24 protein-coding genes are annotated in these 24,862 nt (G+C 61.1%); 11 read left to right on the forward strand and 13 right to left on the reverse strand.

All coding sequences use genetic code 11. The annotated features are described in order from the left end of the window. Positions 1 to 31: 31 nt before the first annotated feature. The 3 genes from TU79_RS12275 (at position 32) to TU79_RS12285 (ending at position 5,034) form a co-directional block, all read left to right on the forward strand. The gene (locus TU79_RS12275) at positions 32 to 685 is read left to right on the forward strand and encodes an HAD family hydrolase (RefSeq protein WP_057008227.1); all 654 of its coding nucleotides are present in this window, start codon (positions 32 to 34) and stop codon (positions 683 to 685) included. A gap of 355 nt (positions 686 to 1,040) precedes the next feature. Next, positions 1,041 to 3,122, forward strand: a complete 2,082-nt coding sequence (locus TU79_RS12280) for a carboxy terminal-processing peptidase (RefSeq protein ID WP_173670271.1) — start codon at positions 1,041 to 1,043, stop codon at positions 3,120 to 3,122. Positions 3,123 to 3,240: 118 nt separating this feature from the next. Further along, a complete protein-coding gene (locus tag TU79_RS12285) occupies positions 3,241 to 5,034 on the forward strand; it encodes a bifunctional diguanylate cyclase/phosphodiesterase (protein WP_057008438.1) in 1,794 nt (597 codons plus the stop codon). Here TU79_RS12285 and TU79_RS12290 read toward each other — a convergent pair. The 4 genes from TU79_RS12290 to bamJ all read right to left on the reverse strand — a co-directional run bounded on the left by TU79_RS12290 (position 5,007) and on the right by bamJ (position 7,332). Next, positions 5,007 to 5,378: a hypothetical protein gene (locus TU79_RS12290; RefSeq protein WP_003231891.1), complete on the reverse strand. Its 372-nt coding sequence runs from the start codon at positions 5,376 to 5,378 to the stop codon at positions 5,007 to 5,009. The genes TU79_RS12285 and TU79_RS12290 overlap by 28 nt on opposite strands. Continuing rightward, positions 5,375 to 5,716 (reverse strand): helix-turn-helix domain-containing protein, encoded by a 342-nt coding sequence (locus TU79_RS12295; protein WP_057008229.1) that lies wholly within the window; start codon positions 5,714 to 5,716, stop codon positions 5,375 to 5,377. The genes TU79_RS12290 and TU79_RS12295 overlap by 4 nt, the downstream gene beginning before the upstream one ends. A gap of 106 nt (positions 5,717 to 5,822) precedes the next feature. Further along, positions 5,823 to 6,281 (reverse strand): YkvA family protein, encoded by a 459-nt coding sequence (locus tag TU79_RS12300; RefSeq protein WP_057008230.1) that lies wholly within the window; start codon positions 6,279 to 6,281, stop codon positions 5,823 to 5,825. Positions 6,282 to 6,591: 310 nt separating this feature from the next. Continuing rightward, positions 6,592 to 7,332, reverse strand: a complete 741-nt coding sequence (gene bamJ, locus TU79_RS12305) for a BamJ family beta-barrel-assembly machinery protein (protein ID WP_057008231.1) — start codon at positions 7,330 to 7,332, stop codon at positions 6,592 to 6,594. Positions 7,333 to 7,589: 257 nt separating this feature from the next. Between bamJ and TU79_RS12310 the strand changes: the two genes are divergently transcribed. Beyond that, positions 7,590 to 9,398, forward strand: a complete 1,809-nt coding sequence (locus tag TU79_RS12310; protein WP_057008232.1) for a di-heme-cytochrome C peroxidase — start codon at positions 7,590 to 7,592, stop codon at positions 9,396 to 9,398. Then, on the forward strand, positions 9,395 to 10,558 hold the full coding sequence (locus tag TU79_RS12315; RefSeq protein WP_057008233.1) for a catalase family protein: 1,164 nt from the start codon (positions 9,395 to 9,397) through the stop codon (positions 10,556 to 10,558). Before TU79_RS12310 ends, TU79_RS12315 begins: the two co-directional genes overlap by 4 nt. Before the next feature lie 120 nt (positions 10,559 to 10,678). On the opposite strand, the gene TU79_RS25275 is transcribed toward TU79_RS12315, so the two are convergent. After that, positions 10,679 to 11,953 (reverse strand): M10 family metallopeptidase C-terminal domain-containing protein, encoded by a 1,275-nt coding sequence (locus TU79_RS25275; protein ID WP_082638479.1) that lies wholly within the window; start codon positions 11,951 to 11,953, stop codon positions 10,679 to 10,681. A gap of 497 nt (positions 11,954 to 12,450) precedes the next feature. On the opposite strand from TU79_RS25275, the gene TU79_RS26045 reads away from it, so the two are divergent. The 5 genes from TU79_RS26045 to TU79_RS12330 all read left to right on the forward strand — a co-directional run bounded on the left by TU79_RS26045 (position 12,451) and on the right by TU79_RS12330 (position 14,747). Further along, positions 12,451 to 12,603: a hypothetical protein gene (locus tag TU79_RS26045; RefSeq protein ID WP_156418194.1), complete on the forward strand. Its 153-nt coding sequence runs from the start codon at positions 12,451 to 12,453 to the stop codon at positions 12,601 to 12,603. A 252-nt stretch (positions 12,604 to 12,855) separates the two neighbouring features. Continuing rightward, positions 12,856 to 13,188 (forward strand): hypothetical protein, encoded by a 333-nt coding sequence (locus TU79_RS26050; RefSeq protein WP_139136774.1) that lies wholly within the window; start codon positions 12,856 to 12,858, stop codon positions 13,186 to 13,188. After that, positions 13,157 to 13,570 carry a PAAR domain-containing protein gene (locus TU79_RS26800; protein WP_331716169.1) on the forward strand — a complete coding sequence of 138 codons (414 nt, stop codon included), beginning with the start codon at positions 13,157 to 13,159 and terminating at the stop codon, positions 13,568 to 13,570. The genes TU79_RS26050 and TU79_RS26800 overlap by 32 nt, the downstream gene beginning before the upstream one ends. Then, the gene (locus TU79_RS12325; RefSeq protein WP_331716168.1) at positions 13,570 to 14,364 is read left to right on the forward strand and encodes a hypothetical protein; all 795 of its coding nucleotides are present in this window, start codon (positions 13,570 to 13,572) and stop codon (positions 14,362 to 14,364) included. Before TU79_RS26800 ends, TU79_RS12325 begins: the two co-directional genes overlap by 1 nt. Then, complete coding sequence (locus TU79_RS12330; RefSeq protein ID WP_057008235.1) at positions 14,361 to 14,747, forward strand: hypothetical protein; 387 nt, start codon at positions 14,361 to 14,363, stop codon at positions 14,745 to 14,747. The genes TU79_RS12325 and TU79_RS12330 overlap by 4 nt, the downstream gene beginning before the upstream one ends. A gap of 164 nt (positions 14,748 to 14,911) precedes the next feature. Here the strand turns inward: TU79_RS12330 and TU79_RS26585 are convergent, their stop codons facing one another. From TU79_RS26585 to TU79_RS12355, 5 genes are all read right to left on the reverse strand, one after another. Next, positions 14,912 to 15,172, reverse strand: a complete 261-nt coding sequence (locus tag TU79_RS26585; protein WP_331716167.1) for a BCCT family transporter — start codon at positions 15,170 to 15,172, stop codon at positions 14,912 to 14,914. Positions 15,173 to 15,281: 109 nt separating this feature from the next. Beyond that, on the reverse strand, positions 15,282 to 16,754 hold the full coding sequence (locus tag TU79_RS12340) for an amidase (RefSeq protein WP_057008237.1): 1,473 nt from the start codon (positions 16,752 to 16,754) through the stop codon (positions 15,282 to 15,284). Between the two features lie 43 nt (positions 16,755 to 16,797). Next, entirely contained in the window at positions 16,798 to 18,015 is a 1,218-nt protein-coding gene (locus TU79_RS12345) for an MFS transporter (protein ID WP_057008238.1), read from the reverse strand. 10 nt (positions 18,016 to 18,025) lie between these two features. Next, the gene (locus tag TU79_RS12350; RefSeq protein WP_057008239.1) at positions 18,026 to 18,955 is read right to left on the reverse strand and encodes a SphA family protein; all 930 of its coding nucleotides are present in this window, start codon (positions 18,953 to 18,955) and stop codon (positions 18,026 to 18,028) included. A 69-nt stretch (positions 18,956 to 19,024) separates the two neighbouring features. Then, on the reverse strand, positions 19,025 to 20,017 hold the full coding sequence (locus TU79_RS12355; RefSeq protein ID WP_057008240.1) for a helix-turn-helix domain-containing protein: 993 nt from the start codon (positions 20,015 to 20,017) through the stop codon (positions 19,025 to 19,027). A gap of 200 nt (positions 20,018 to 20,217) precedes the next feature. On the opposite strand from TU79_RS12355, the gene TU79_RS12360 reads away from it, so the two are divergent. Then, entirely contained in the window at positions 20,218 to 20,829 is a 612-nt protein-coding gene (locus TU79_RS12360; protein ID WP_057008241.1) for a TetR/AcrR family transcriptional regulator, read from the forward strand. Positions 20,830 to 20,866: 37 nt separating this feature from the next. On the opposite strand, the gene TU79_RS12365 is transcribed toward TU79_RS12360, so the two are convergent. The 3 genes from TU79_RS12365 to TU79_RS12375 all read right to left on the reverse strand — a co-directional run bounded on the left by TU79_RS12365 (position 20,867) and on the right by TU79_RS12375 (position 24,726). Then, on the reverse strand, positions 20,867 to 21,970 hold the full coding sequence (locus TU79_RS12365; RefSeq protein ID WP_057008242.1) for a polyamine ABC transporter substrate-binding protein: 1,104 nt from the start codon (positions 21,968 to 21,970) through the stop codon (positions 20,867 to 20,869). A gap of 37 nt (positions 21,971 to 22,007) precedes the next feature. Then, positions 22,008 to 23,345 (reverse strand): alginate export family protein, encoded by a 1,338-nt coding sequence (locus TU79_RS12370; RefSeq protein WP_057008243.1) that lies wholly within the window; start codon positions 23,343 to 23,345, stop codon positions 22,008 to 22,010. Between the two features lie 118 nt (positions 23,346 to 23,463). Next, positions 23,464 to 24,726, reverse strand: a complete 1,263-nt coding sequence (locus TU79_RS12375; protein ID WP_057008244.1) for a serine hydrolase domain-containing protein — start codon at positions 24,724 to 24,726, stop codon at positions 23,464 to 23,466. Between the last annotated feature and the right edge of the window lie 136 nt (positions 24,727 to 24,862).

The following is a 24,862-nucleotide window of genomic DNA, read 5'->3' on the forward strand; positions in this document are numbered from 1 at the left end:
GCACTGACTGACGAAAGAGAGAGCATTACGGATGGCATTGGTAATTTTTGATCTGGACGACACCCTGATCCACGGTGACTGCGCCACCTTGTGGAGCGAGCAGATGGGCCGCCTGGGCTGGGTCGACCCCGAGTCGTTCATGCACAGGAACACCGAGCTGATGGACGCCTACAGCCGTGGCGAGTTACGCATGGAAGACTTCATGGACTTCAGCCTGGAGCCGATGATCGGGCGGACGCCGGCAGAAATCGAACACCTGGTCGAACCCTGGGTCGAGGACGTGATCGAGCCGTTGATCTACAGCGACGCGACCAAAACCATCGCCCGCCACCGTGCGAACGGCGACCGCATCCTGGTAATTTCCGCATCGGGCACGCACCTGGTCACGCCGATTGCGGCGCGTATTGGCATTGATGAAGTGCTGGGGATTGACCTGGACGTGAGCCATGGCGTGTACAGCGGCCAGACCGTGGGGGTGTTGACCTATCGCGAAGGCAAGATCACGCGTTTGATGCAATGGCTCGAACACACCGGTGAGACGCTGGAGGGCGCGTACTTCTATTCGGACTCGCGCAATGACCTGCCGCTGCTACTGAAGGTCGATCACCCACAGGTGGTGAACCCCGACCCAGTGTTGCGTGCTCACGCCGAACAGGCCGGCTGGCCGATCCATCACTGGGTCTGACATTGATCAACGGTGGGAGGGGGCTTGCTCCCGATTGCGCTGTACCAGATGAAAAAATCTTCACTGACATACCGCAATCGGGAGCAAGCCCCCTCCCACAGTGACGGCATTTCAATCCGGTAACAGGGCGGGCGTTAGTCGATCGGGCCTACACAGGGTGTAGGACCGGGTTGTTCCAGGCCCCCACATCACCGTCAACGCCTTGCAATGCTCTCACAGTGCCTCCATAGTGAGTCCGGACTGAGCCCGTAGCAGTAGCGCCGGGCTTTTTGCATTATGCGACCGGACCATATGGAACCGGCTCCCTCAAAGACGGCCTAATATGCGTTATCAATTGCCCCCGCGTCGAATCAGCATGAAGCATCTGTTCCCCAGCACCGCCCTCGCTCTTTTCATTGGTCTCGGCCTCGCGTCGATGTCGACCAATACGTTCGCAGCCAACCGCTGGGACAACCTTCAGCCTGATCGCGATGAGGTGATTGCCAGCCTTAACGTCGTCGAGTTGCTCAAGCGTCATCACTACAGCAAGCCGCCGCTGGACGACGCTCGCTCGGTGATCATCTACGACAGCTACCTCAAGCTGCTGGATCCGTCGCGCAGCTACTTCCTGGCCAGCGATATCGCTGAGTTCGACAAGTGGAAGACGCAGTTCGACGACTTCCTCAAGAGCGGCGACCTGCAGCCCGGTTTCACCATCTACAAGCGCTACCTGGACCGCGTCAAAGCGCGTCTGGATTTCGCCCTCGGTGAGCTGAACAAGGGCGTCGACAAACTCGACTTCACCCAGAAGGAAACCCTTCTGGTGGACCGCAAGGACGCCCCTTGGCTGACCAGCACCGCTGCTCTGGACGACCTCTGGCGCAAACGCGTCAAGGACGAAGTGCTGCGCCTGAAGATCGCCGGCAAAGAGCCCAAGGCCATTCAAGAGCTGCTGACCAAGCGCTACAAGAATCAGTTGGCACGTCTGGACCAGACCCGTGCCGAAGATATCTTCCAGGCTTACATCAACACCTTCGCGATGTCCTACGACCCGCACACCAATTATCTGTCGCCGGATAACGCGGAAAATTTCGATATCAACATGAGTCTGTCGCTGGAAGGCATCGGTGCCGTCCTGCAAAGCGACAATGACCAGGTCAAGATCGTGCGTCTGGTGCCGGCAGGTCCGGCGGACAAGACCAAGCAGGTCGCTCCGGCGGACAAGATCATCGGCGTGGCCCAGGCTGACAAGGAGATGGTCGACGTGGTCGGCTGGCGTCTTGACGAAGTGGTCAAACTGATCCGCGGTCCCAAAGGCAGCGTCGTGCGCCTGGAAGTGATTCCGCACACCAACGCACCGAACGACCAGACCAGCAAGATCGTGTCCATCACCCGTGAAGCGGTGAAGCTCGAAGATCAGGCCGTGCAGAAGAAAGTCCTCAACCTCAAGCAGGATGGCAAGGACTACAAGCTGGGCGTGATTGAAATCCCGGCCTTCTACCTCGACTTCAAGGCGTTCCGTGCCGGTGACCCGGACTATAAGTCCACCACCCGTGACGTGAAGAAAATCCTCACCGAACTGCAGAAAGAAAAAGTCGACGGCGTGGTCATCGACCTGCGCAACAACGGCGGCGGTTCGCTGCAGGAAGCCACCGAGCTGACCAGTCTGTTCATCGACAAGGGTCCAACCGTGCTGGTGCGCAATGCCGACGGCCGCGTCGATGTACTGGAAGACGAAAACCCGGGCGCCTTCTACAAAGGCCCGATGGCGCTGCTGGTCAACCGCCTCTCGGCCTCGGCCTCGGAGATTTTCGCCGGCGCCATGCAGGACTATCACCGTGCGTTGATCGTCGGCGGCCAAACCTTCGGCAAAGGCACCGTACAGACCATCCAGCCGCTCAACCATGGCGAGCTGAAGCTGACCCTGGCCAAGTTCTACCGGGTTTCCGGGCAGAGCACCCAGCATCAGGGCGTACTGCCGGACATTGATTTCCCGTCGATCATCGACACCAAGGAAATCGGCGAAAGCGCCCTGCCCGAAGCCATGCCGTGGGACACCATCCGTCCTGCGATCAAGCCGGCGTCGGACCCGTTCAAACCGTTCCTGGCGCAGTTGAAGGCTGACCACGACACCCGCTCCGCCAAGGATGCCGAGTTCGTGTTCATCCGCGACAAGCTGGCCCTGGCCAAGAAGCTGATGGAAGAGAAAACCGTCAGCCTCAATGAAGTGGACCGACGCAAGCAGCACGCCGACATCGAGAACCAGCAACTGGCCCTGGAGAACGTGCGCCGCAAGGCCAAGGGCGAAGACCCGCTCAAGGAACTGAAGAAAGAGGACGAAGACGCGCTGCCGACCGAGGCGGAAAAAACCAAGCCGGAAGACGACGCTTACCTGGCCGAAACAGGCCGGATCCTGCTGGATTACCTGAAGATCAGCAAACAGGTGGCCAAGCAGTAAAGGATGGTGATTTAAGGTGATCGCTCCTCGGATTGTCATCATATAGACATCATTCTGTCGTGAAATGAAGGACTGCATGCTCACCGCATGCGGTCCTTTTTTTTCGACCGAGATCGCCATGACCATGACCGAACAGCTGAATGCACTGGGCGCCATCCTGGCTCAAGGCAGTTTGCACAGCTTGTTCCAACCGATTGTCTGCCTCTCCGAACGACGGATCATCGGCTATGAAGCCTTGAGCCGTGGCCCGTCCAACAGCACCCTGCACTCCCCCGTCGCCCTCTTCGCCGTGGCCGGCCAGGCCGGACGCCTCAGTGAACTGGAAATGGCCTGCCGCTCAAGTGCCTGTCGGCGCTTCAGCGAGCAGAAGCTGCCGGGCAAGCTGTTCCTGAATATCTCCCCGCACTCGCTGATGGAGACGGCCCATCAGCCAGGGCGCACCCTGCAACTGCTGCGCGAATTCGGTATCCCGCCAAGCCAGGTGGTGATCGAACTCACCGAGCAGACGCCCACCGACGATTTCGACCTGCTGCAGAAGGCCCTGCATCATTATCGCGACATGGGTTTTGCCATTGCGCTCGACGACCTCGGCGCCGGCTATTCCAGCCTGCGTCTGTGGTCGGAACTGCGCCCGGACTACGTGAAGATCGACCGGCACTTTATCGACGGCATTCATCAGGATGCGCTCAAGCGGGAGTTTGTCGGCTCGATATTGCAAATCGCGAGGGCGTCCCGTGCCCAGGTGATTGCCGAGGGCATTGAACTGCCGGAGGAGTTGGCGGTGCTGACGGAAATGGGCGTCGACCTGGTGCAGGGCTACTTGCTCTGCAGGCCGCAGGAATATCCGCCGCAGGAAGCCCGTCTGATGCTGCCCAAGCCGGACACTGCCAACGTCGCCCTCAGTGAAGAGGCCGGCGACCTCAGCGCACTGCTCAACGAGCAGCCGGCCGTGCATCAGGACACCGCGACCGCGAAGGTGCTGGAGGCCTTTCGCCGCCAGGCCAACCTGAATTCCCTGGCCGTGCTCAATGGCCTGGGCCAACCGATTGGCATCGTGCACCGCCATTCGTTGTCGGATGCGCTGCTCAAGCCATTTGCCACCGACCTGTTCGCACGCAAGCCGATCAGCCGGCTGATGAGCGCGGATTTTCTGGCGGTGGAACTAAGCCAGTCCTTGCAGCAGGTCAGCCGCTTGCTTACCAGCCGCGCGCGGCAACGCATCGAAGAAGACTTCATCATCACCCTGAACGGCGACTACCTGGGCCTGGGTCGGGTGATCGATGTGCTCAAGCTGATCACCGAGTTGAAAATCCAGCAGGCGCGTCATGCCAACCCGCTGACCTTGCTGCCCGGCAACGTGCCGATCCAGCAATGCCTGACGCGGTTGCTGCATCAGCAGCGTGAATCGGTGATCTGCTACGTGGATATCGACAGCTTCAAGCCATTCAACGATATCTACGGTTATGGACGCGGGGATGAAGTGTTGCTGTGCCTTGCGCAATGCCTCAACGACCGGGTCGACCCCAGCCGTGATTTCGTCGGGCATATCGGCGGCGATGACTTCTTGCTGGTGCTGGGCCCGCAGGACTGGCGCAAGCGGCTCAATCAACTGCTGGATGACTTCCACACCCAGTGTCGGCGCTTTTATCGCGCCGAACACCTTGATGCGGGCTGCTTCGTGGCCCTCAACCGCCAGGGCGTGCGTCAGGAATTTGCGCTGTTGTCGCTGTCCATCGGGGTGGTGCACTTACACCCGCAGGCCTGTGCGCAACTGGATGCAAGCCGGTTGGCGGAACTTGCGTCCCAGGCCAAACATCACGCCAAGGACATGGCCGGTTACAGCATCCATGTCATCAACAGCCTGGATGCGCTGGCGCAGCCGCCTCAGGCCTCGGCGGATTGCGGGTACTGATATTCGAACACCCGCACCACTTCCGACGCATGCCAGGAGGCAGCGGCCACGCCATCGGAGGGCCCGCTGAAACGCCCAAGGCGCTCGGCACATTCAAAAAAACCGGTACGCGGCAGACGGCTGGCGCCTTGACTGATCACCAGGGAACTGCGCAATGGTTGATCGGCCTTGGCGTCCAGAGCAGCCAAATGCTCCAGAGCGGCGGCCAGGGTCTGCATGGCCGGCGAGGGAAATTGCAGACGTTCAAGCAGCGCGCGGTACGTGAGCAGGTGGCGCTGGCGGCGTGCCTGGTCGAGTTCGTTGAGCAACCCGTCCCAGTGTTGACGGCTGATACGCAGGCTCACGACTCATCCCTCCAGCCGGCAACGCCCAATTCCCAGGCAAGGCTGCGGCGGATAGCGGCATCGGGCTGGCGCTCGCCGCTTTCGATCAAACCGAGGTATGACGGGCTGATGCCCACGGTGCGCGCCAGGGCTTCAATGGCCAGCCCCTTGGCTTCACGCAGGCCGCGCAGGTCGGCAAGCGGACGCAGGTCCTGTGCGGGGGCGGCCTGGAGAGTGGACGAAGTGGGCGCTGGCGTGGGTTGCTGCAAACCGGCGGCTTTTACCAGCGCCTGGTACTGATCCCAAGGCAAGACCGCGTATTCGGGCTCGCCATTGCGTGAAATTATCTGAATATCCATGACTGCCCCGTAGGATAACAACACTTACCAGGTAAGCACTTTCCTTAAGTGCCTTCCCCGGGAGTGTAATCCTAACAGCCGTAAAGGTCGCCGGGGGATCACCGCCTCAAGCGTTTTTTTGCGGCTGCTCCCGGGCCAGCAGCGCAGCGCTCGCCGGAAGCCGCTCAACCACCGCGAGCTTTTCCGGACGCTGGGCGTCACGCCACGCGCGAAAGGCGCTCAGTTCGCCGTCCAGGGTCTTCATGACCCACGCCAGCACGGCAATGTCATCAAGCATGCCGAACATCGGGATAAAGTCCGGTATCGCATCAATCGGGCTGAGGAAATACATCAGCCCCGCCACTACCGAGATCAAGGCCTTGGGGCTGATTGCGCGGTATTCGCCGCGCCAGTACGCCAGGCACAGGCCCTGCAGCAGCTTCAGGTCATCCTTGAGCTTGCCCAGGCGATTGCCCTGGCTTGAGCCCTTGGCGGCGACGGCGAACAACAGCGTTGGTAAACGGCCCCGGCCGAGCAGCCGCGCGGCGATAGGCAGGAAACGGGTGAAGTTGAACGGTGGTCTCATGTGTCACTCCAGTTCCATGCGCATGAAAGGTTATCCACACAAATTGTGGATAACCTTGTGAACAGAGCCTCTTTTCGCAGCTCAAAGCCACGTCCTGCAAGGCTTGCAGTTAGATCGGGCGTTTTTTGCGCACATAAAAAAACCCAATATTTCATTGACTTGGTGGTGATGTGCCGTTAGCCATGCTCCGGTCTTACGTGTGACTGTGCGTCAAGGCCCGGGTTCGATCGGATTTACGGCGGCGCCATTTTCCAACCGGCAGAAACAACAACGCCCCGTCGAAACGGGGCGTTGTGTATTCAGACGCCGATTACTTCTTGGCGGCAGGTGCAGCAGGTGCGGCAGGCGCTTCAGCCTTGGCCGGGTCCTTGATACCCAGCAGCTCAAGGTCGAATACCAGCACCGAGTTGGCCGGAATGGCCGGGCTCGGGCTCTGGGCGCCGTAGGCCAGATCGGACGGGATGTACAGCTCAACCTTCTCGCCAACGTGCATCAGTTGCAGGCCTTCGACCCAACCCGGGATCACGCCGCTGACCGGCAGGTCAATCGGGCTGCCGCGATCCACGGAGCTGTCAAAGGTGGTGCCGTTGGTGAGCTTGCCGGTGTAGTGCACAGTCACCACGTCGGTCGGCTTGGGCTGAGGGCCGTCGGCCTTCTTCACGATCTTGTACTGCAGGCCGGAAGCGGTGGTAACCACGCCGTCTTTCTTGGCGTTCTCTTCGAGGAATTTCTTGCCGGCGGTTGCCGACTCTTCGCTCATTTTGGTCATGCGTTCTTCAGCACGCTTTTGCAAAGCGGCAAACGCTTCAACCAGTTCGTCGTCCTTCAGCTTCTGTTCTTTCTTGCCGACGGCATCTTCGATGCCCTGGGCTACGGCTTTGGAATCCAGGTCATCCATGCCTTCCTGGGCGAGACTCTTGCCCATGTTCAGGCCGATGCCGTAGGAAGCTTTCTGCGCCGGGGTTTTCAGCTCTACGCTGGTCTGCGAATCACAACCCGCAAGTACCAGGCCAACCAGGGCCACCGCCGCCGCCAACCGATGCTGTTTCATGCTATTTCCTTGTTCATGCGCCAATAGGGCATTTGAATAAAGTCGCGAGCTTATCAGCCGGCCACGACCAATGGCTACCGGCATGTGAGCGGGAATCGCCTGATAAGTTCACGTGTTTAAAAGCATTTTCATTCATGATGCAGGCCCGCGACGGATCGCGAAGCGCCCTGACGCGCATTCATGGCCACTTGCCGCACTTGTGGCGTAGTGGCATAACAGCGCTACCGTTCGACAAGACCGAGACAAGGATAGCCCTCTTGCGCATTTTCTCCCGTGCATTACTTCTGCTTCTTATCGCCCTGGGCCTGCTCCTGGCCGTGGTGCTCTACTACATCGTCAACCCCAGGCTGCCCGATTACGTGCCCGTGGAGCAGGTGCGCTATCAGGACCAATGGAGCGCCGCCGACCGCCAGACCTACTACTTCACGCCCCAGGGCACCCAGGTCAAGGGCCTGCATTACGACTGGTTCACCGCCCTCGAACTGCCGTTCTCCGAACAGCGCTTTGCCGCCCCCGAGTACCTGGCGCGCTTCGGCTTTCTGGTGGATCCCAAACAAGGGCCCACCGCGCAGAATCCCGGCAACCTGCCGGTCGGTTTCGCCCGCCATAAAAACGCCGACAGCAACATTGAATACCTGGACATCACCTGCGCCGCCTGCCACACCGGCGAGCTGCATTTCAAAGGCCAGGCCCTGCGCATCGACGGCGGCTCGGCCCAGCACGTATTGCCCTCCAGCGTGCCGACCCTGCGCGGCGGCAGTTTCGGCCAGGCCCTGGTGGCAAGCCTGGCGGCCACCTATTACAACCCGTGGAAATTCGAACGCTTCGCCCGCCAGGTGCTGGGGGATCGTTATGAAGCCGAGCACCGCCAACTGCGCGAGGCCTTCAAACAGTCTCTCAACCGCTTCATCACGGTCGCCTGGAACGACACCCATCGCGGCCTCTACCCCACCCAGGAAGGTCCCGGCCGTACCGATGCGTTCGGCCGCATCGCCAACGCCAGCTTTGGCGATGCGATTTCCCCGGACAATTATCGCATTGCCAACGCACCTGTGGACTACCCGCAACTGTGGGACATCTGGACCTTCGACTGGGTGCAATGGAACGGCTCGGCCCAACAACCCATGGCACGCAATATCGGCGAAGCGCTGGGCGTGGGTGCGACCCTGGACTTTTTCGACAGCGCCGGCCAACCACTGCAGGGCCAGGCCCGCTACCCGTCCAGCGTACGCGTGCGCGACCTGCACCTGATCGAAGAAACCCTGCAACGCCTCAAGCCGCCCACCTGGCCGCAGGACCTGTTCGGCGCCATCGACAAGCCGCTCGCCGCCCACGGCCGCGCGCTCTTTGCCGAAAACTGCGCCGCCTGCCACGTGCCCACCGTCACCCAGGAACCGGGCCGGGCGGTGCAGCACCTGCCAATGCTCACCGTCGATTACATCGGCACCGACCCCACCGCCGCCACTAACATCGCCGATCAGCGCTACGACCTCAGCGCGCTGAAATGGGACACCGCAGAACTGGCCGCACTCAATGTGCAACTGCACCCCAAGCAAAGCGAACCGCTGGACCTGAAAAGCCTGTCGGTGGCCAAGGGCCTGGCCTACGTCACCGCCTACGTCGAGGATCACGCCTACCGTGCCGCCGGCGTCACCCCGGCCGAGCGCCCGAACCTGGACGGTTTCGATCAACCCATCGGCGTGCGCGAACTGCGTGCCTACAAGGCGCGGCCACTGGCCGGTGTGTGGGCCACCCCGCCGTTCCTGCACAACGGCTCGGTGCCCACGCTCTACCAACTGCTCTCGCCCCAGGACGAGCGCAGCGTCACCTTCTATAAAGGCACCTTCGCCTACGACCCGCGCCATCTCGGGTTTGAAACCGGCGCATTCAAAAATGCCTTCCTGTTCGATACCAACATCACCGGCAACCACAACAGCGGCCACGAATTTCGTGACGGCAAGCGTGGCGACGGCGTTATCGGCCGTGGCCTGCTGCCGCAGGAACGCTGGGCGCTGCTGGAATACCTGAAAGTGCTGGGCGGCCCGCTGGAGCAACAACTGCCATGATTATCCGATCGCAACACAATGAACGTTCACTGCTCGCCCGCCTCTGGCTGCGCCTGGGCGCCTTGCTCGGCAAAAGCCTGCTGTGCCTGGTGGGACTGGGACTGCTGGGCTGGCTGGCGGCGACCGCCTGGTACGCCTGGCAGCACAGCGGCCCGGTGTCACCGAACGAGCAGATCCCGCCCGGCGAGGCGGCGATGACCCAGGGCATCATCCAGACCGCCGTGCGCATCGTCGACCAGCACCGCGAAGGCACGCGCTACCTGCGCGACGCCCATGCCAAGGCCCACGGCTGCGTGAAGGCCGAAGTCAGCGTGCTGGCCGACCTTGACCCGGCCTTGCGCCAGGGCGTATTTGCCGAACCCGGCAAAACCTGGCAAGCGACGATGCGCCTGTCCAACGGCAACGCCTACCCGCAGTTCGACAGCATCCGCGATGCCCGGGGCATGGCACTCAAGTTGTTGGACGTTCCGGGCAAGCAGTTGATGGCCGATCAGCAGGCGCGCACGGAGCAGGACTTCGTGATGTTCAGCCATCCGAACTTCTTCGTCAGTGACGTGGCCGAATACGCGCAGAACATCGGCGCCCAGGCCGACGGTAAAAAAGTCCAGGCGTTCTTCCCCAGCCTCGACCCGCGCAGTTGGCAGGTGCGCCACCTGTTCATCGCCTTGGCGACCCTGGCTCCCGCGCCGGCCAGCCCCACGCAGACCACTTACTTCTCCGTTTCACCGTATAAATTCGGCGCGGCCAATGCCAAATTCCGTGTGGCGCCCGACCCGCACAGTTGCCCGCAATACACGCTGCCCAAGCAGAACGAGGACCTGCCGAACTTCCTGCGCAGCGCCCTCAACCAGCAGTTGTCCACCGACCGCGTGGCGGCCTGCTTCGTGCTGCAAATCCAGCGGCAGAACCCGCAAAAATTCATGCCGATCGAGGACACCAGCATCGAGTGGAAGGAAAGCGACGCGCCCTACGAGACCGTGGCCAACGTGCGGATTCCCGCGCAGGATTTCGACACCCCGGCGTTGAATCTGGCGTGCGACAACCAGTCGTTCAACCCGTGGTTCGGCGTGGAAGCACACCGCCCCATCGGCGGCATCAATCGGCTGCGCAAAGCCGTGTACGAAGCGGTCAGCGATTACCGACATAGCCGCAACCTGTGAAGTGACGCGAGTTCGAATGCTGCATCTTAATTGATGCTTGAGCCCGTAACAGATAGCCCCCTTTGTGGACAAAAGGGGCATCCCGCTACTTAAAGCCCATTAATCCAGCAACATAATGGATTAACCAAGGGTGTGACTTTTCGTAACTAACACATCACGGTCCTGAATCCCGTCAACACGCACCATGAAGTCTGGATTGCCTCGATGCGTCGCTGATCCACGAGTGTTCCATCGTCTAACGTAGCTCGCGCCATCCACCGTAATAATATCCGCAAGGGGGAAACGGCCTTCGAGGTACATGTCCATCCCTGTCGGTCTAGGAAGATCAGAGAGGTCCAACTTATCTATCCCCGACTTAAATCCGACGATTGTATCGAGCGCATGCGGCGTGGAATCCCAATCATGATTATAGGCCACCGTATTACTGCCTGGCCCTAACGTAACCGTATTAATAGAGGCGTTGGGCATTACCGTATTGGTTCCCAAGCCCGTATTGACATCCTCAATGAGCGTCTGTGACGAAAGTGTCACATTCCCCTTGAATCCGCCTACGCTGGAGCGCGCGCCAGGATGCAGGTCGATCATTTGATCATGGGTGTCCCCTGCGGCATCAAGCGTATCATGCCCGCCCGTGTCACCTATTGTCATAGTGGCCGGATTTAATCCTCGTCCCAGGCTTGCGAGACGATAAATTTGATCCCCTTCTGTATTGGAGGTGTATTTAGCAGACAGCCTGTCGAAATCATCAATCTGCGGGCGAGATATAGAGTGATTTTTATAATCCTGACCTGTAAGCGTTTCTGAACGATTACTGTGAACACTGTACCCTTTGGAGTGAGGCTCACCGGCCTCAGGTGTACGCGCGGGGACGCCAAGAGAATACAGCAATGCGCGAGCCAACAAATTCCCTCCCCTGTTAACCCCGTTAGGCGCTAAAAGGGGTTCATCCTTGGGATTACCGGGATTGCTTCGAATGTAGACTTCGGTCGCTGTATTCGGCAGGATTGACGGGTAGCCTACGATCAGATTGTTTCGCTTGTCATTTTTCTTGAATGTTCCATATTTCACCTCCGCATCAGGCGTTGCATAAGTGCCTTTCTTATGAAATCTGACTTTAAAGTCGGCGCTCATGTCGCTCATCTGGGCCTCTAACTCTCCCCGCTGCGCATTGTTCAGCGGCTTATAACCCTGATTGCCAAGACTGGAAAAATGCCTTCCAGGGCCTCCGTCGTAATCCACCTCTATATCTATATAACCATTGCCATCCCGGTCCTGTGCCTTTACAGGAGCTGCTGTGGTAGTTTGAGAGGCCGTGTTGCTTCCAGTTTGCGAAACTTGCGAACTGAAAACCGTCGAGGAAGAAATAGACCCCGATGTAGAAGAGCTGATACTCATGGCAATCACCTTTGCAGTTAATAACGCTAAAAACCTTAATGCGAGCACAGACTACACTTGATTTAAATCCACATAAAAGAGGCGCACGTTAAGCAAATATTTCATACGAAAACACAACTTATATTCACACACCAAAAACAAACTTTTATATATGAAAGCGAGAATAACCTTACATACACATCACAGAGACCGGCGCTCAGCAGCATCAATCTGGCTGTTATCGCAAACCTGACACTGGCGCCTGTCGCGCCGTGCGCAGCCACTGCTAAAAACTGCGCGCCGCCGGGGGGTTGCGATGCAGGGGTTGCATCAGGTGCAAGCGCCCCTGGCAGGGCAAGGCGTGGGGCAAGGCCATTTGCAGGCGGCCGGCAGCAAACCCGCCAGCCAGAGGGAGCCAGCGCCGCGACGGCGTAGCTCGGCGGACTCGCGGTCGAGCTCACGCAACAGCCCAGCTGGGGCTGCGGCTGTTTCGCTACCCGCGCTTTCTCGGCGCCGTGTTGAGTGCGCTGGCGGTGCTGCGTTCGGCCTACAGCGCAGGGTTCAATACGTTGTTGCAGGTGTTGGCGCTGTTCACGTTGCTGACGGCGGTGATTGTCTATCTATGCCTGGGGCAACCGAGCACTGCAGCCGCAGCGCTTAATCCCCGATAAGTTCACTGTGCGTGGGGGGCATCGCGCATGCCGAATCGTAGTACGAGATAACTCTTGCTTTTCATCTACTGACACTACTAGCTCCTCAGACGTTTACACCGAGCTTATCGGAAACGTCCGACTTTACTTTCAATATCCACATATTCAGGGTAGCGAGGTGGTAACCACTCGCTTATTTGTTGTCGCTGGTTGATAGGCACAAGACATATCTTTTCGATCAAGCAAATAAGAGGAAAACCACACACAAAAACCATGGATCAGGATATTAAACATGAATACAGCAGCATCCCCGTTGTATACCAACGACGTTTCCCGGAATATCTCCGCATTCACGACAACTCATCCTTTACAGAGCAGCAACTTTCCACGTTCAACGAACAGGCACTTGCAACAGTTAAGCAACAGCAGGATTACATAGACGCCCACCCTTCTGTCGCCATTTACCGCTTAGCAACGCAAGGCAGCCAGACCCGCAACGAACGCGCGTTAGTATCCGATCATTTGAAGGTTGAGGTGCTATTTATCTCGACCAACATAGAAGAGAGAACAAACAATGAGGGAAAGACATTTCATTGGCCAGGGTGATAAGACTACCTGCGGCGGGGAGGTACTGGAGGGTGATAACAGAGTCAATATATTTGGCGTCCTTCATGCGCGTGAAGGTGATCGAGTAAGTTGCGGAAAAGACGGAAACATCTACAACATTATTGGCGGCATTCCGTATATCAACAGCCATGGCAGACTCGTTGCTGGAACACTGGACAGTATCAGCGGTTGCCCCTGTCGGGCTCAGTTGATTCCTTCGATTTATCAGGCCACCTACGAAAGCCGAAGTCCTGTGCGTGACCCGGCGGTGATGAGCAAGTTTAAGGCGCTCAATCCTGATCGAGGCGAAGTGAAGGCCGGTTCAATAGTCGTGCTCAGCGATCCGCACAACTTTCATGCTCTCGTGAAGAAAGCATTTTGATGCAAGCGGCAGCTCAGACCAATGACGCTCTGGAGCCTCTCACTGCCGATGAAGCAGACTCCATGCAACGCCATCGCGAGGAAATCCAAAGCTTCTTGGCCTTGGGTTCAACTGCCATTGGTGTGGGCGAGGCCATTTTTGCCAGGAATCTAGATGACCTTAAAAATACTCTCCGAGAAATTGAGGCGCTACACCACAGAGCGTTTCTCAAAGATGGACACTTACGATCACCCGAGTTCTTCAGTGAACGCAAACGCCTCCTTGCTCAACTCGATACCCACCTGACCTCCCTTGTGCGCAAAGGGATCGGCCTGCACGATCATCCCACCCTGAAATCCGCACTCGGGATTTCAAGCCGAAGCCTTGTGCACCGTTGGACACAAGCAGGGGCGCCTGGGCAGATACCCGGGTATGCAACCCACATCAAAGGGATATCGAGAGCCGCCAAAGCGATCAAATACGGCGGCTGGGTCGGCATGGCGTTAGGCGCAGGGGCATCCACCATGAAGGTCAAAAATGTCTGTTCAGCAGGCGATGAGGAAGCGTGTGAAAAGGTCAAATACACCGAAGCCGGCAGTTATATCGGCTCAGTTGCCGGCGGCGCAGCGGCAGGTGCGCTTCTAACAGGCTCCCTGGTCAGCGCCTTGTGTCTCGCGCTTGGCGTGCCGACTTTAGGGGGTGCAACGTTGGCATGCGGCATTGTTGTGGTTGGCGCGGGATCTGTTGCTGGAGGGGTCGCTATAGGCGCCGCAGGCGAGAAGTTCGGTGAAGTTATCTACGAGAACACCAAATGACCTTTACTGAAATACTTTTTGGTTATCTGTCCGGTGGCATCGTGCTGGGTACAGTTGCCTGGATTGGATTTGCACTTCACACCGCCTATACCCAAATAGATTTGATGTTGGATCACCTGCATAACTGCCCTGCAGTAAGGGCCAGGGCGCCGCTCCGACATGGCGGCCCTTGGGGCAAGCTGTTGCTGGTGGGTGGGCTTTCTGGAATCGTGACCTTCCCAAACGGTCTACTTAAAAGAGGCCTGCTAAGCGCGGAAGACTTGAGAACCTTCCCGGCACCACTCAAGCGAAAACTGGCAGTCATGCAATGGAGTGTCATAGGGCTTTTAGGGTTCGCGTTTCTGCTGTGGGGCGTTGGCAAAGTTGTAGGTTGGCACGAATAACGAGGACTCAACAGCGGCTCCCTCCATTCGATACGTCGATCCCCACACAGCACATCGAAGTAGAGGCTGGTGCCGGAAAAAATACAGATCCACAGCGCCGTGAACAGCGCCGCGTAAAGCATGTTGATATGGATGAATTCGCGCACGGTGTAGCCGCGCTCGATCTAGCCCAGAAACAGCGCGCTCACCGGCGCCCAGGCAAACCAGACCGACCAGTAGAACACCGTCCAGCTCTGCGGCCAGCTGTCACCGCTGGCGGCCCCGGAGAACAGGCTACGACTGAAGTACGTGTCGAGGTAGACGCCCAGCGATTCGACGCCAAGGCTGAACAGGTAGAGGGTCGGCCCGCACACCAGCACGAACAGCCCCAGGGCCAGCATGATCCAGGTGTTGAACGACGACAGCATCACAATCCCACGCTGCAAGCCGCTGGCCGTCGAGGCGACAAGGTGATCACGATAATCGCGATGATGATCGCCAGGCGCAACGGCGTGGTGTCGCCGCCAATGTACTGGCTCAGGCCGCCTGCCAGGGTCAGCGCGCCGGTGCAAAGCCCCCACTGACGCAGGCATTGACCGGGGCAATCCTGTGGCGCCAGGGCTGCGCCTGCTCCAGTTGCGCTGCCAGCGCCAGCAAGGTCGCGTCCTCGCCAAACCGCGCGGCAAAGTGCGCGCCCATGGGCAGGCCGTTCGCGCTCCAGTGCAACGGCACCGACATCGCCGGTTGGCCGCTGGCATTGAACAAGGCGGTAAACGGCGAGTAGCTGTGGAAGCGCTCGATCAGCTCGTCGAGGCGCAGGCTGTCGTCCTGCAGGTGCAGCTCGCCGATGGGCGCCGGCTCGCGGGCCAGGGTCGGGCTGAGGATCACGTCATGGTCGCGCATGAACCATGCCATTTGCCGGCCGAAGGCATGGATCCACTCCACGGCCGCAGCGTACTGCGCGCCGCTGACGGCACCCTTGTCACGCAGAATGATGCGGGTGCGCGCCTCGAGTTCCCCAGGCTGCACCGGCGTGCCGCGCAGTTGGCCGAGCAGGTCCACGTAGTTGCGGGTGCTGGCGCCGATGATGGTGAACACCTGGTCGAGAAATTCCGGCAGCACCACCGGCAACTGCGCAGGCGTTACCCGATGCCCCAGGGATTCGCACAAGCGCGCGGCCTGGCGCACCGCTTCCAGGCTTTGCGCGGACGTCGACCACGGCCCCACCTGCTCGATCAGCGCAATGCGCAGCGGTCGTGGCGCCTGTTGCAGGGCCAGCGCATAGGGTTGCGCCGCCATCGGCGCGGCGTAGGGTGCGCCCAGCTCGATGCCGGCGGTGGCATCGAGCAATCCCGCGCTGTCGCGCACCGACAGGGTGATGCAATGGTGGGTCGACATGCCCGCCCACCCTTCCCCCACCATCGGTCCCGAGGGCAGCAAGCCACGGCTGGGCTTGAGTCCGAACACGCCGCAACAGGAAGCCGGCACGCGCAGGGAACCGCCGCCATCATTGCCATGGGCAAACGGCACTACCCGCGCGGCTACCAGCGCCGCCGCCCCGCCGCTCGAGCCGCCGGCGCTGTGCCCAGTACTCCAGGGGTTGCGGGTGGCGCCAAAGCGGTTCGACTCGGTGGAGTACGAGGTGCCGAACTCCGGCGCCGTGCTGGTGCCGACGAACACGCAGCCGGCGCGACGCAGGCGCGCCACCACCTCGGCATCCATGTCCGCGCGGGCATCGCCCAGGGCGAATGAACCATTGGTCATGGCCGCACCCGTCAGCGGGGCGAACAGATCCTTGATCAACGTCGGCACACCGGCAAACACCCCTTGCCCGGCATGGGCGCCCAGGGCGGCCTCCCGCGCCTGCTCGTACAGGCGCTCGGCGACGGCGTTGAGCTGTGGCTCGACCTGCTCCAGACGCGCGATCACCGCCTCCACCAACTCCACCGGCTGCACTTCGCCGCGCCGCACCCAAGCGGCCAGGCCGATGGCGTCTTCGTCGTCGATCAACTGCTGAATATCACGCATAGCCACTCTCCCGATCATTTCAGTGAAAAAAACCGCACGCCGTTCAAACCGTTGAACGCCGACGCGCCACGGCGGCCATGCCCCACAGCATCGCCGCGACCACACTGGCAACCGCCAGCCACTGCAGCGCGTGGCGCAAATCGCCCACCCAGGCCACCAGTGCCGCCACCACCAGAGGGCTGACAAACTGCCCCAGGTACATGCACGCGGTCAGCCCGCCGAGGCCGCGCCCACGGGTTCGCGGCGTAAGGGCTTGCATCACCGGCGCCATCACGTTCGGCACCAGCAAGCCCGCGCCCAAGCCGTGAATCAGCATGGCCAGTGCCACCTCGCGGTAGCTCTGCGCATGGTTGAGCAACCACAGCCCGGCCGCGAACAGCAGCAGCAACACCGCGTTGGTCCCGGCGCCCTTCAAGGTGCGCCGCATCAACGGCCAGGCCAGGGAACCGCCCAGGGTGGCGAGCAGGCTCAGGCCGGCGCAAAGCCCGATCAGCGTGCTGGACGTGACACCCACTTGCACCAACAGAACCGGCACCTGCACCGGCGCGATAAAGGTCAGCACCATGCCGCCGAAAATCAGCAGGTAACCCAGCACCACCGGCACCAGCGCCACCCGTTCAGGGCCTGGCGCCTGCGCTCCCGGCCGCTCGCGGGTCGGTTCCCACAGCACGCTCAGCATCGCCGGCACCAGCAGCAACGGCAGCAGGTACAACAGGAACGGCAAGCGCCAGGAGTATTCGCCCAGCGCACCGCCGAGCATGAAGAACAGCGCGCCCACCAGGCCGATGATGACCATCTGCCGATTGATGTAGCGCAGCCGTTCGCTGCCATGCCAGTAATCGGCGATCAGGGCCGAACAGCAGGTCATCACCGCCGCTTCCGCCGCACCGAACAGCAGGCGCACGATGACGATGGCGTGCAGGTCGCCGAGCAGGGCCGGCATCACGCCCAGCAACGCATAGAGCACGGTGGCGACCACCAGCAAGGCCTTGCGCCCGACCCGGTCGGCCAGCCAGCCGGCCAGCGGCGCGCATACCGCAATGGCCAGCGCAGGCCCGGTCACGGCCAGCGGCACCAGCAGATCGGCGTGGGCGGTGACCGGGCCGAACTCGGCGCCGAGCTTGGGCAGCACGGGCGCGATCATCACGGCGCCCATGATGGTCAGGCTGCTGCCGAGGATCAGCACCCGCCCTTCGCGGCGGCCAGTGGCCTGGCGCACGTCGCCAGATAAAACGGTTGAAACGGGACTGACAGCGCTCATGATCCGACCCTCAGAAACGGTGGGAAACACGCAGGGCGACGGTGTAGCCCTCGGCGCGGTTGCGTGCATCGAATTCCTTGTAGAGGTGCAGCCACAGCGGCGGCAGTCCCGGCGCGATGTAGCTGAGCGCCGGACCGAGGGCCATCACCCGCGCGCGGTTGCCACGGGTCAGGTCAGGCGCATCGTCATCGCTGAGCTGGCGGTAGTAATAACCGCCGATGCCCGCCGTCCAGGGCCCGAAGTGCTGACCCACGGCGAATTCATGGCGGTACTCCACGCCGTTGCGGTAATGGGTGTCGGGGTTGCGTGTGTTGATGTCCAGTTGAAAGCTCGAGGACACTTCAAAGCCTGTGTCGCTGATGTAGGTGGCGTTGACGGCCGGGGAAAATGTCCAGTGGTTCAGCCCCGGCGACACCAGGCGGCTGCGCTCGTAGTCACCGGTCGGCGCCTGGATCTGCAACTGGGTATTGACGAACAGGTTGGGCGACAGGCTCCACTGCAAAATCAGCGGAATGATCTGCGCATCGGCCAGCCGGAACGGGTCGGCCGACAGCCGCAACGGACCGCCGGGCGTAGGCACCTGCAGCGAGGCATCCATCCTGAAGAAGGGGACAACCGCACCGAAGCCGTATTGTGCGCCCAGCAGCTGGTAGTCCGTCATGCGCAGGTAAGCCAGACCGATGGACAGCACGTCGAGCGATAAATGATTGTCCACCGCCCGGCCCTGACTGTTCCTTTGCACGTTGGCGCTATAGAACCCCGTGCGCAGGCCCAGGGTGCCGTTCGCCGTGGCGGGCGGCATCATCCCGGCGCCAAAGTCGTAGACCCCGACCGCCGTGGTCGGCGCGCCGTTTTCCGTGGCCTGGGCGCCGGCGCACAGCGCCAGCAGCCCCAGGGTGAAACCTCTGATGCGGCGCATGCTTATCTTGTTGTTGTTCATCGAATGCCCCTCCCGACCCATGGTGTGGGGGCATCCTAGTCACCGTGCGCCGCAGCGGGTTAGCCGTTTTCAGCACAGTTGGCGGCGGTGCAGAGTCTGCGAGGGCGACTCGCCGAACAGGGTGCGGTAATCGCTGGCAAACCGGCTCAAGTGCCAGAACCCCCAGCGCGCCGCCACCTGCTGAACGCCATGGATGGCAGCGTGCGCGCACAGCTCGCGACGCACCGCATTGAGGCGCAGCGCGCGCAGATAGGCCACCGGGTTGATGCCCAGGGTTTCCTGAAAACAGTACTGAAGCTTGCGGCGACTGGCGCCGATGTGATTGCACAGGTCAAGGATCGACAGCGGCTCATCCAGATGCCCCAAGGCGTATTCCCTGGCGCGGTCCACCATGCGTTTGCGCGCGGTCGGGCTTAGCGCTGCAGCCTGATCCGGCGCGATCAGCTCAAGCAACTGCACCATCACCGCGTCGCGGATCCCGTGGCGAACGGCCTCGTGGCGCAACAGGTTACCCTGCCCTTGATCGGCCGTGGTCAGGTCATCGAACAGCCTCGCCAGTTGCGCCTGCATCGACGTCGCGGCCAAACGGTAACAGGTGGGAAGATCGGTAATTCGAATACCCACGCCCTGGCGTTGCAACACGCTCTCCAGGGCCTGGGCGTCGACGGCGACACTCAGCAGGTCGAGCTGTGCGGGCACGCGCAAATCCGGCAAATGCTCGCCGTGGGCCACCAGAAGGTGCTGCTCCTGGAACGGATGCCCGGCACAAAACAGCGGCCCGCTCGGGCTGAGCGGCACGCTGAAGGTGATCGCGCCTTTCCACGCGCGGCCGCTTTTGAGCATCGACTGGTTGGCGCGGTCGCGCACCAGTTGCATCCAGCCGGCTCGCAACGTGATCAGCTCGCCGTCAAAGCGCCCCGGGGTCAACTGGTCATAACGCACCTGCCAGCCGTGCATGTTGCGCGCGTGCTGGTCGATGTCGTGGGTGCGATAGCGCTGCAGCGCGCAAGGGTCGCTCGGTGCAGGGCACGTCGGCGCTACCCGTGAATTATTATTGTTCATCGATTGTTTCCTGTTGAGCCTGCAAGCTTGGTCAAGCGCAGGCAATTTCCATTCCCCCTGGCACGCCCTTGAACAAGCTGTGCCGAAATCGGCTAGTGCATCCGCAAAAAAATGAGCGCTTTAAAGTTTTTACCCCGTAAAGTATTTTCACAGCACTGCCGGGGCCGACTGCCCTGCTCTTTTCCCGACAAGGATCTTGCGTGAGCGGACTGCGTGAACGGCAACGGCTCGAACGCCGCCAGGCCATCAGTACAGCGGCGATCGAACTGTTCGAACGCCAGGGTTACCAGAACACCACCATCGAACAGATCGCCAACCAGGCGGGCGTCTCGGCGCCCACGGTGTTCAAGTACTTCGGCAACAAGCAGGAAATCATCCTGGAAATCCTGCACGAGGCCGACCGCCGCGCCCTGCATGACACGCGCCGCCTGATGCCGGCCATGGACGACCCGGTGGACGCGCTCTGCTACCTGGAAAAACTGCTCACCAACTATGCGCTCGAGGTCATGCACCCCAACCTGTGGCGCGAGCTGCTGCCGTTGATCCTGTTCGGCGGCGAAAGCGAACTGCCCGCCGGCTACCGCGCGATGAACGACGCACTGCGCGGGCAAATCAGTGGCCTGCTGCGCGAGCTGCAACAGGCCGGCAAGCTGCGCGATGATTTGGACGTCGACCTCGCGGCGTTCCTGCTCAACGACTACGCGCACCTGCAGCTGTTGCGCCTGGTCAGCCAGACCCCGCCGGACATCGAATCCCACTCCAGTCAGGTGCGCCGCATCACTGCCCTGCTGTTCCAGGGCATGCGTAACTGAACTCGCGCCAGCCGTTAACAGCCGACCATTGCGCGCTTCAGCGGTTGGTCTTGATGGCGGTCCATACGCGGGTACGGACACGCTCAATCGCCGCCGGCATCGGTTGCAGGGGGAACAGGGTTTTGCGCGCCGCGTCGGGAATGTACATGCTCGGGTCGTTGCGAATCTCGGCGTTGACCATTTCCGTCGAATCCTTGTTGGGGTTCGGGTAACCGATTCGGTTGCTGATCAGAGCGATCACTTCCGGACGCAGGATATAGTTGATAAACGCGTAGGCCTCTGCCGCATGCGGCGCATTTTTCGGCACCGTCATCACGTCCGACCACATCGGCGCGCCCTCCACGGGCAACGCCATCGCCACCTTGACGCCCTTGCCTGCCGCGTCCGCCAGTCGCTTGGCCAGGGCCACACCGCCGGACCAGCCCACCGCCACACAGACATCATCGTTGGCCAGGTCCATGCCGTATCGCGAGGAGTTGAAGTAGGTGACATAGGGGCGGATCTTGAGCATCAACTGCTGCGCCTGGGTGTAGTCCTCACGCTTCTGGCTGTTGGGATCCAGACCCAGATAGTGCAAGGCGATGGGCAGGATCTCATTGCCGGCGTCGAGGAAGCCGACGCCGCAGCCGGTCATTTTTTTCAGGTTCTCTTCCTTGAAGATCATGTCCCAGGTGTTCATCTGCACATCCGCGCCGAAGATTTTCTGAATCTTGTCGACGTTGTAACCAATCAGCGTGGTGCCCCACAGGTAAGGCACGGCGTAACGATTGCCGGGATCACCCACCGCCTCCAGAGAGGTCATGAATTGCGGGTCGAGGTGTTTCCAGTTGGGCAACTGGCTGCGGTCCAGCGGCTGGATGGCGCCGGCGGTGATCAGATTGCTGATGTAGGAGCTGCCGGGAAATACCACGTCATAGCCGGAGTTGCCGGTCAGCAATTTGGCTTGCAGCGTCTCGACACTGTCGAACACATCGTAGATCGGGTGAATGCCGGTCTCCTGTTCGAAGTTCTTGAGGATTTCGGGCGGCAGGTACTCGATCCAGTTATAGATGCGCACCGTGCGCTCCTCGGCCAGGCACCAGCCGCTGCACAGCCAGGCGATGGCGACGCCCACCAAGGTATTACGCAAAGACTTGTTCATGCACACACTCCTGCGCGGCCGCAATGGCTCGCGGCGCTCAATAACGGTAGGTGAAGTAGAGTTCCAGGGCACTGAATTTCTGGTCATCGCCGAACACTTGCCTGGCCGCCGCGAGGGGCTTGACCCAGTTGTAGGAGAGCGAGGTGTAGAAGGACGGCGTGGGGGTCCAGTCGAGAAACACCACGCTTTCGTCCGCAAAGCGCCGGTCGTTGACCGCCGCGCCCATGTAGTTTTTCTCGTCGAGCCAGAACTGATAGTGGATCGCGCCCAGGGTGAAGGTCTGGCTCAGGTGCGCCTTGAGCGAGAACTGCTGGACGTTTTCATTGCTGTTGAACAACAGGTAGTTGCCGACCACATCGCCCACCAGCCAGGTGCTCCAGTCGATGAAGCCCTTGCTCAAAGGGTCCCAGGCCTTCTGCCGGTTGTCGCCCAGGTTGTCGTCACCGGAAAAGCTTGCGTAGCGGTAGCCGAGGATCGGCGTCAGCGGCAGCTCGCCAAAGGCGTAGTCGGCCTGGGCGTACCAGGCGTTGGCTGCGTAGTCGACGCCCTCGCCGCTGCCGCGTTCCACCGCGTATTCGGCGTTCAGGGTCAGCGGCGCGATGCCCGGCACCCTGGCATCGAGTGCGCGCAGGTTGTACACCTGCATGCCGTCGCGGCGCCGTGGCAAGGTGCTGCCCCGTGGACCGAGGGCGTTGACCTTGAGCGCCATCGCGCCGAGGGTCACCTGGTCGTCGAGGTTGTAGTCGAGGTTGACCCCGGTCATGCGAAAGTCGCCCAGGTCATCGTCGGTGCGCAGGCTGAACACCTGGCTCTTCAGCGCGCCATGGTCCCAGGCGAGGATCGCCGAGTCCTTGAACGCGGTGCGCGGGCTGAGCCAATAGGCGCCGTCCTTGAACTGGTCGAGGTTGCCATCCATCACGATGAAACCGGTGCCGACCTTGTAGTTCTGGCGCCCGGCGGTGAATGTCCACTCGCCGACCCGTACCCCGGCGAACAGCTCTTCGGTCGCCACCCGGCCATCGGAGCTGCGGCTAAAGCCGCCGGCGTCGCCATCGCCGAAGGTGGTGGCGGCCACCACCGACGCGCCACCGAGCAGGCTGACGTCGGGGTTCAGCGCGTAGCTGAAGGTGATACCGGGCTTGACGTAGAACTCCTGCCAGTCAATCGAGCGGCCGCCATTGCGTCCGCTGCGCTGGTCGACCCGGCCGCTGCCGAAGTTGACGTTGCGCGTGGTGATGCTGGCGCCGCCGGCGGTGAGGTTGACCTCGCCCTTGAGGTCGCCGTCCTCGAAGGTGTAGCCCGCAAGGGCGACCTGGGCGCTCAGAGGCAGACTCACCGCCACCAGCGCGCGGGTAAAACGCGTCGTGAAAGACATCGTGAAGCTCCTGTGTCGTTATTGTTGTACAGGGCAGTTGCAGGCGGCGCAGTACGCCGCCAACACCTGGGCAAGCCAGGTGGAATCCAGACGCTGGATCGTTATGGTTGAAAGGGTCTCAGCGCGTCAGGTGCGCCGCGATGGCGCGCAGCATGCGCACGCTGTCGGCATCGAACGGGCCGACCGCCTCGGGCAGCGATGACTGTTTGACGATCACCACACGGGACGGTTTGTCGATGAACAGGTATTGGCCATGGATGCCGCCCGCCATCAGCGCCTGACTGTGGTCATTGAACACGTACCACTGGCTGCGGTAGGACGCGCCGGGGGCCCACTCGGCGAACTCCGGGTTGGCCGCGTAGATTGCCGGGTCCGCGCCCCGGGCGATGCGCGCGATGGCCTCGCTTGGCAGCAGCTGGTCGCCGTTGTGGCGGCCGTCATTGGCCAGCAATCGGCCGAAACGCGCCATGTCGCGCAGGGTCGCGCTGAAGCCGGCGCCGGCCACGCTGCGGCCCCAGGGATCGGCCATGAAGTAGCCGTCGCGCTCGCAACCCAACTGGCTCCAGACCCTTTCCAACAGCTGCGCGCAGGGCACGCCCGAGGCACGTTCCATGACCCAGGCCAGCGCCTCGGTGGCGGCGGTCACGTAGTGGAAGAACCCGCCGTGCTCGCCGCGTTTGCGCAGCGACGGCAGGTATTGGTAGAGGGATTCAAACTCGCGAAACGGGCTCGGCGCCGGGTTGAAGCCGCAGGCGTAGCCGTATTGCGAACTCTCGGAGGTCGGGTCGTCGTACACCTCGCGGTAGTCGATACCCACCGCCATGTCGAACAGCTGGCGCACCGTCGCATCGCCGAAGGCGCTGCTCGCGAGCTCCGGCACGTAGCTGCCGACCAGCCGCGTCGGGTCGAGCACGGTCTCGCTGACCAGTTGTTCGCCGAGCACGCCGATCAGCGACTTGGTCACCGAAAACATGATGTGCCGATCGTCCGGCCGCTGGCCGTTGAAGTAACGCTCGAACAGCACCTGATCGCCCTGCAGTACCAACAGACCGTCGGTGTGGCTGGCCTTGAGGTGGTCGAGCACGCTGATGCTCAGGCCGCAGACGCTGTCAAAGTGCAGCGTGTCCAGCGCCTGGGGCGCTTCGATCAGCGGCGCGCACGGGCCACGCCCGGCCTGCACATCGATGGACGGACGCAAGCGCGCCAGGTGACGAAACCCCCAGCGGTTGAACGGCGGGCGCATCCAGTTATCCCAGGTCACGCGCTGCTCCGGCGCGGCGGGAAACCCCTGCATCAAACGCGGTGCGGGTGGCTCGACCGGTGAAGATTCATTGGCCTCGACATACAGTCTGACGAGTAAGGGAACGGCGTTCTGGCTCATCTCTGTGATCCTGGAAATGACTCTGCGTGAGAGCAGATGCAGGAAAATAATTACGCTTATTAATTATTTTAGTCAATAAAATATTTAACAGATATTTCATAAAAGCTGGCTTTTTATGGATCCAATAAAGCATGAA

The sequence above is a fragment of the Pseudomonas trivialis genome (assembly GCF_001439805.1).
Lineage (GTDB): Bacteria > Pseudomonadota > Gammaproteobacteria > Pseudomonadales > Pseudomonadaceae > Aquipseudomonas > Aquipseudomonas trivialis.

Coding starts and splice junctions, on each gene's coding strand:
- TU79_RS12275 (WP_057008227.1), top strand. CDS start 32: ATGGCATTGGTAATTTTTGATCTGGACGACACCCTGATCCACGGTGAC.
- TU79_RS12280 (WP_173670271.1), top strand. CDS start 1,041: ATGAAGCATCTGTTCCCCAGCACCGCCCTCGCTCTTTTCATTGGTCTC.
- TU79_RS12285 (WP_057008438.1), top strand. CDS start 3,241: ATGACCATGACCGAACAGCTGAATGCACTGGGCGCCATCCTGGCTCAA.
- TU79_RS12295 (WP_057008229.1), bottom strand. CDS start 5,716: ATGGATATTCAGATAATTTCACGCAATGGCGAGCCCGAATACGCGGTC.
- TU79_RS12300 (WP_057008230.1), bottom strand. CDS start 6,281: ATGAGACCACCGTTCAACTTCACCCGTTTCCTGCCTATCGCCGCGCGG.
- bamJ (WP_057008231.1), bottom strand. CDS start 7,332: ATGAAACAGCATCGGTTGGCGGCGGCGGTGGCCCTGGTTGGCCTGGTA.
- TU79_RS12315 (WP_057008233.1), top strand. CDS start 9,395: ATGATTATCCGATCGCAACACAATGAACGTTCACTGCTCGCCCGCCTC.
- TU79_RS25275 (WP_082638479.1), bottom strand. CDS start 11,953: ATGAGTATCAGCTCTTCTACATCGGGGTCTATTTCTTCCTCGACGGTT.
- TU79_RS26050 (WP_139136774.1), top strand. CDS start 12,856: ATGGATCAGGATATTAAACATGAATACAGCAGCATCCCCGTTGTATAC.
- TU79_RS26800 (WP_331716169.1), top strand. CDS start 13,157: ATGAGGGAAAGACATTTCATTGGCCAGGGTGATAAGACTACCTGCGGC.
- TU79_RS12325 (WP_331716168.1), top strand. CDS start 13,570: ATGCAAGCGGCAGCTCAGACCAATGACGCTCTGGAGCCTCTCACTGCC.
- TU79_RS12330 (WP_057008235.1), top strand. CDS start 14,361: ATGACCTTTACTGAAATACTTTTTGGTTATCTGTCCGGTGGCATCGTG.
- TU79_RS12340 (WP_057008237.1), bottom strand. CDS start 16,754: ATGCGTGATATTCAGCAGTTGATCGACGACGAAGACGCCATCGGCCTG.
- TU79_RS12345 (WP_057008238.1), bottom strand. CDS start 18,015: ATGAGCGCTGTCAGTCCCGTTTCAACCGTTTTATCTGGCGACGTGCGC.
- TU79_RS12350 (WP_057008239.1), bottom strand. CDS start 18,955: ATGAACAACAACAAGATAAGCATGCGCCGCATCAGAGGTTTCACCCTG.
- TU79_RS12355 (WP_057008240.1), bottom strand. CDS start 20,017: ATGAACAATAATAATTCACGGGTAGCGCCGACGTGCCCTGCACCGAGC.
- TU79_RS12365 (WP_057008242.1), bottom strand. CDS start 21,970: ATGAACAAGTCTTTGCGTAATACCTTGGTGGGCGTCGCCATCGCCTGG.
- TU79_RS12370 (WP_057008243.1), bottom strand. CDS start 23,345: ATGTCTTTCACGACGCGTTTTACCCGCGCGCTGGTGGCGGTGAGTCTG.
- TU79_RS12375 (WP_057008244.1), bottom strand. CDS start 24,726: ATGAGCCAGAACGCCGTTCCCTTACTCGTCAGACTGTATGTCGAGGCC.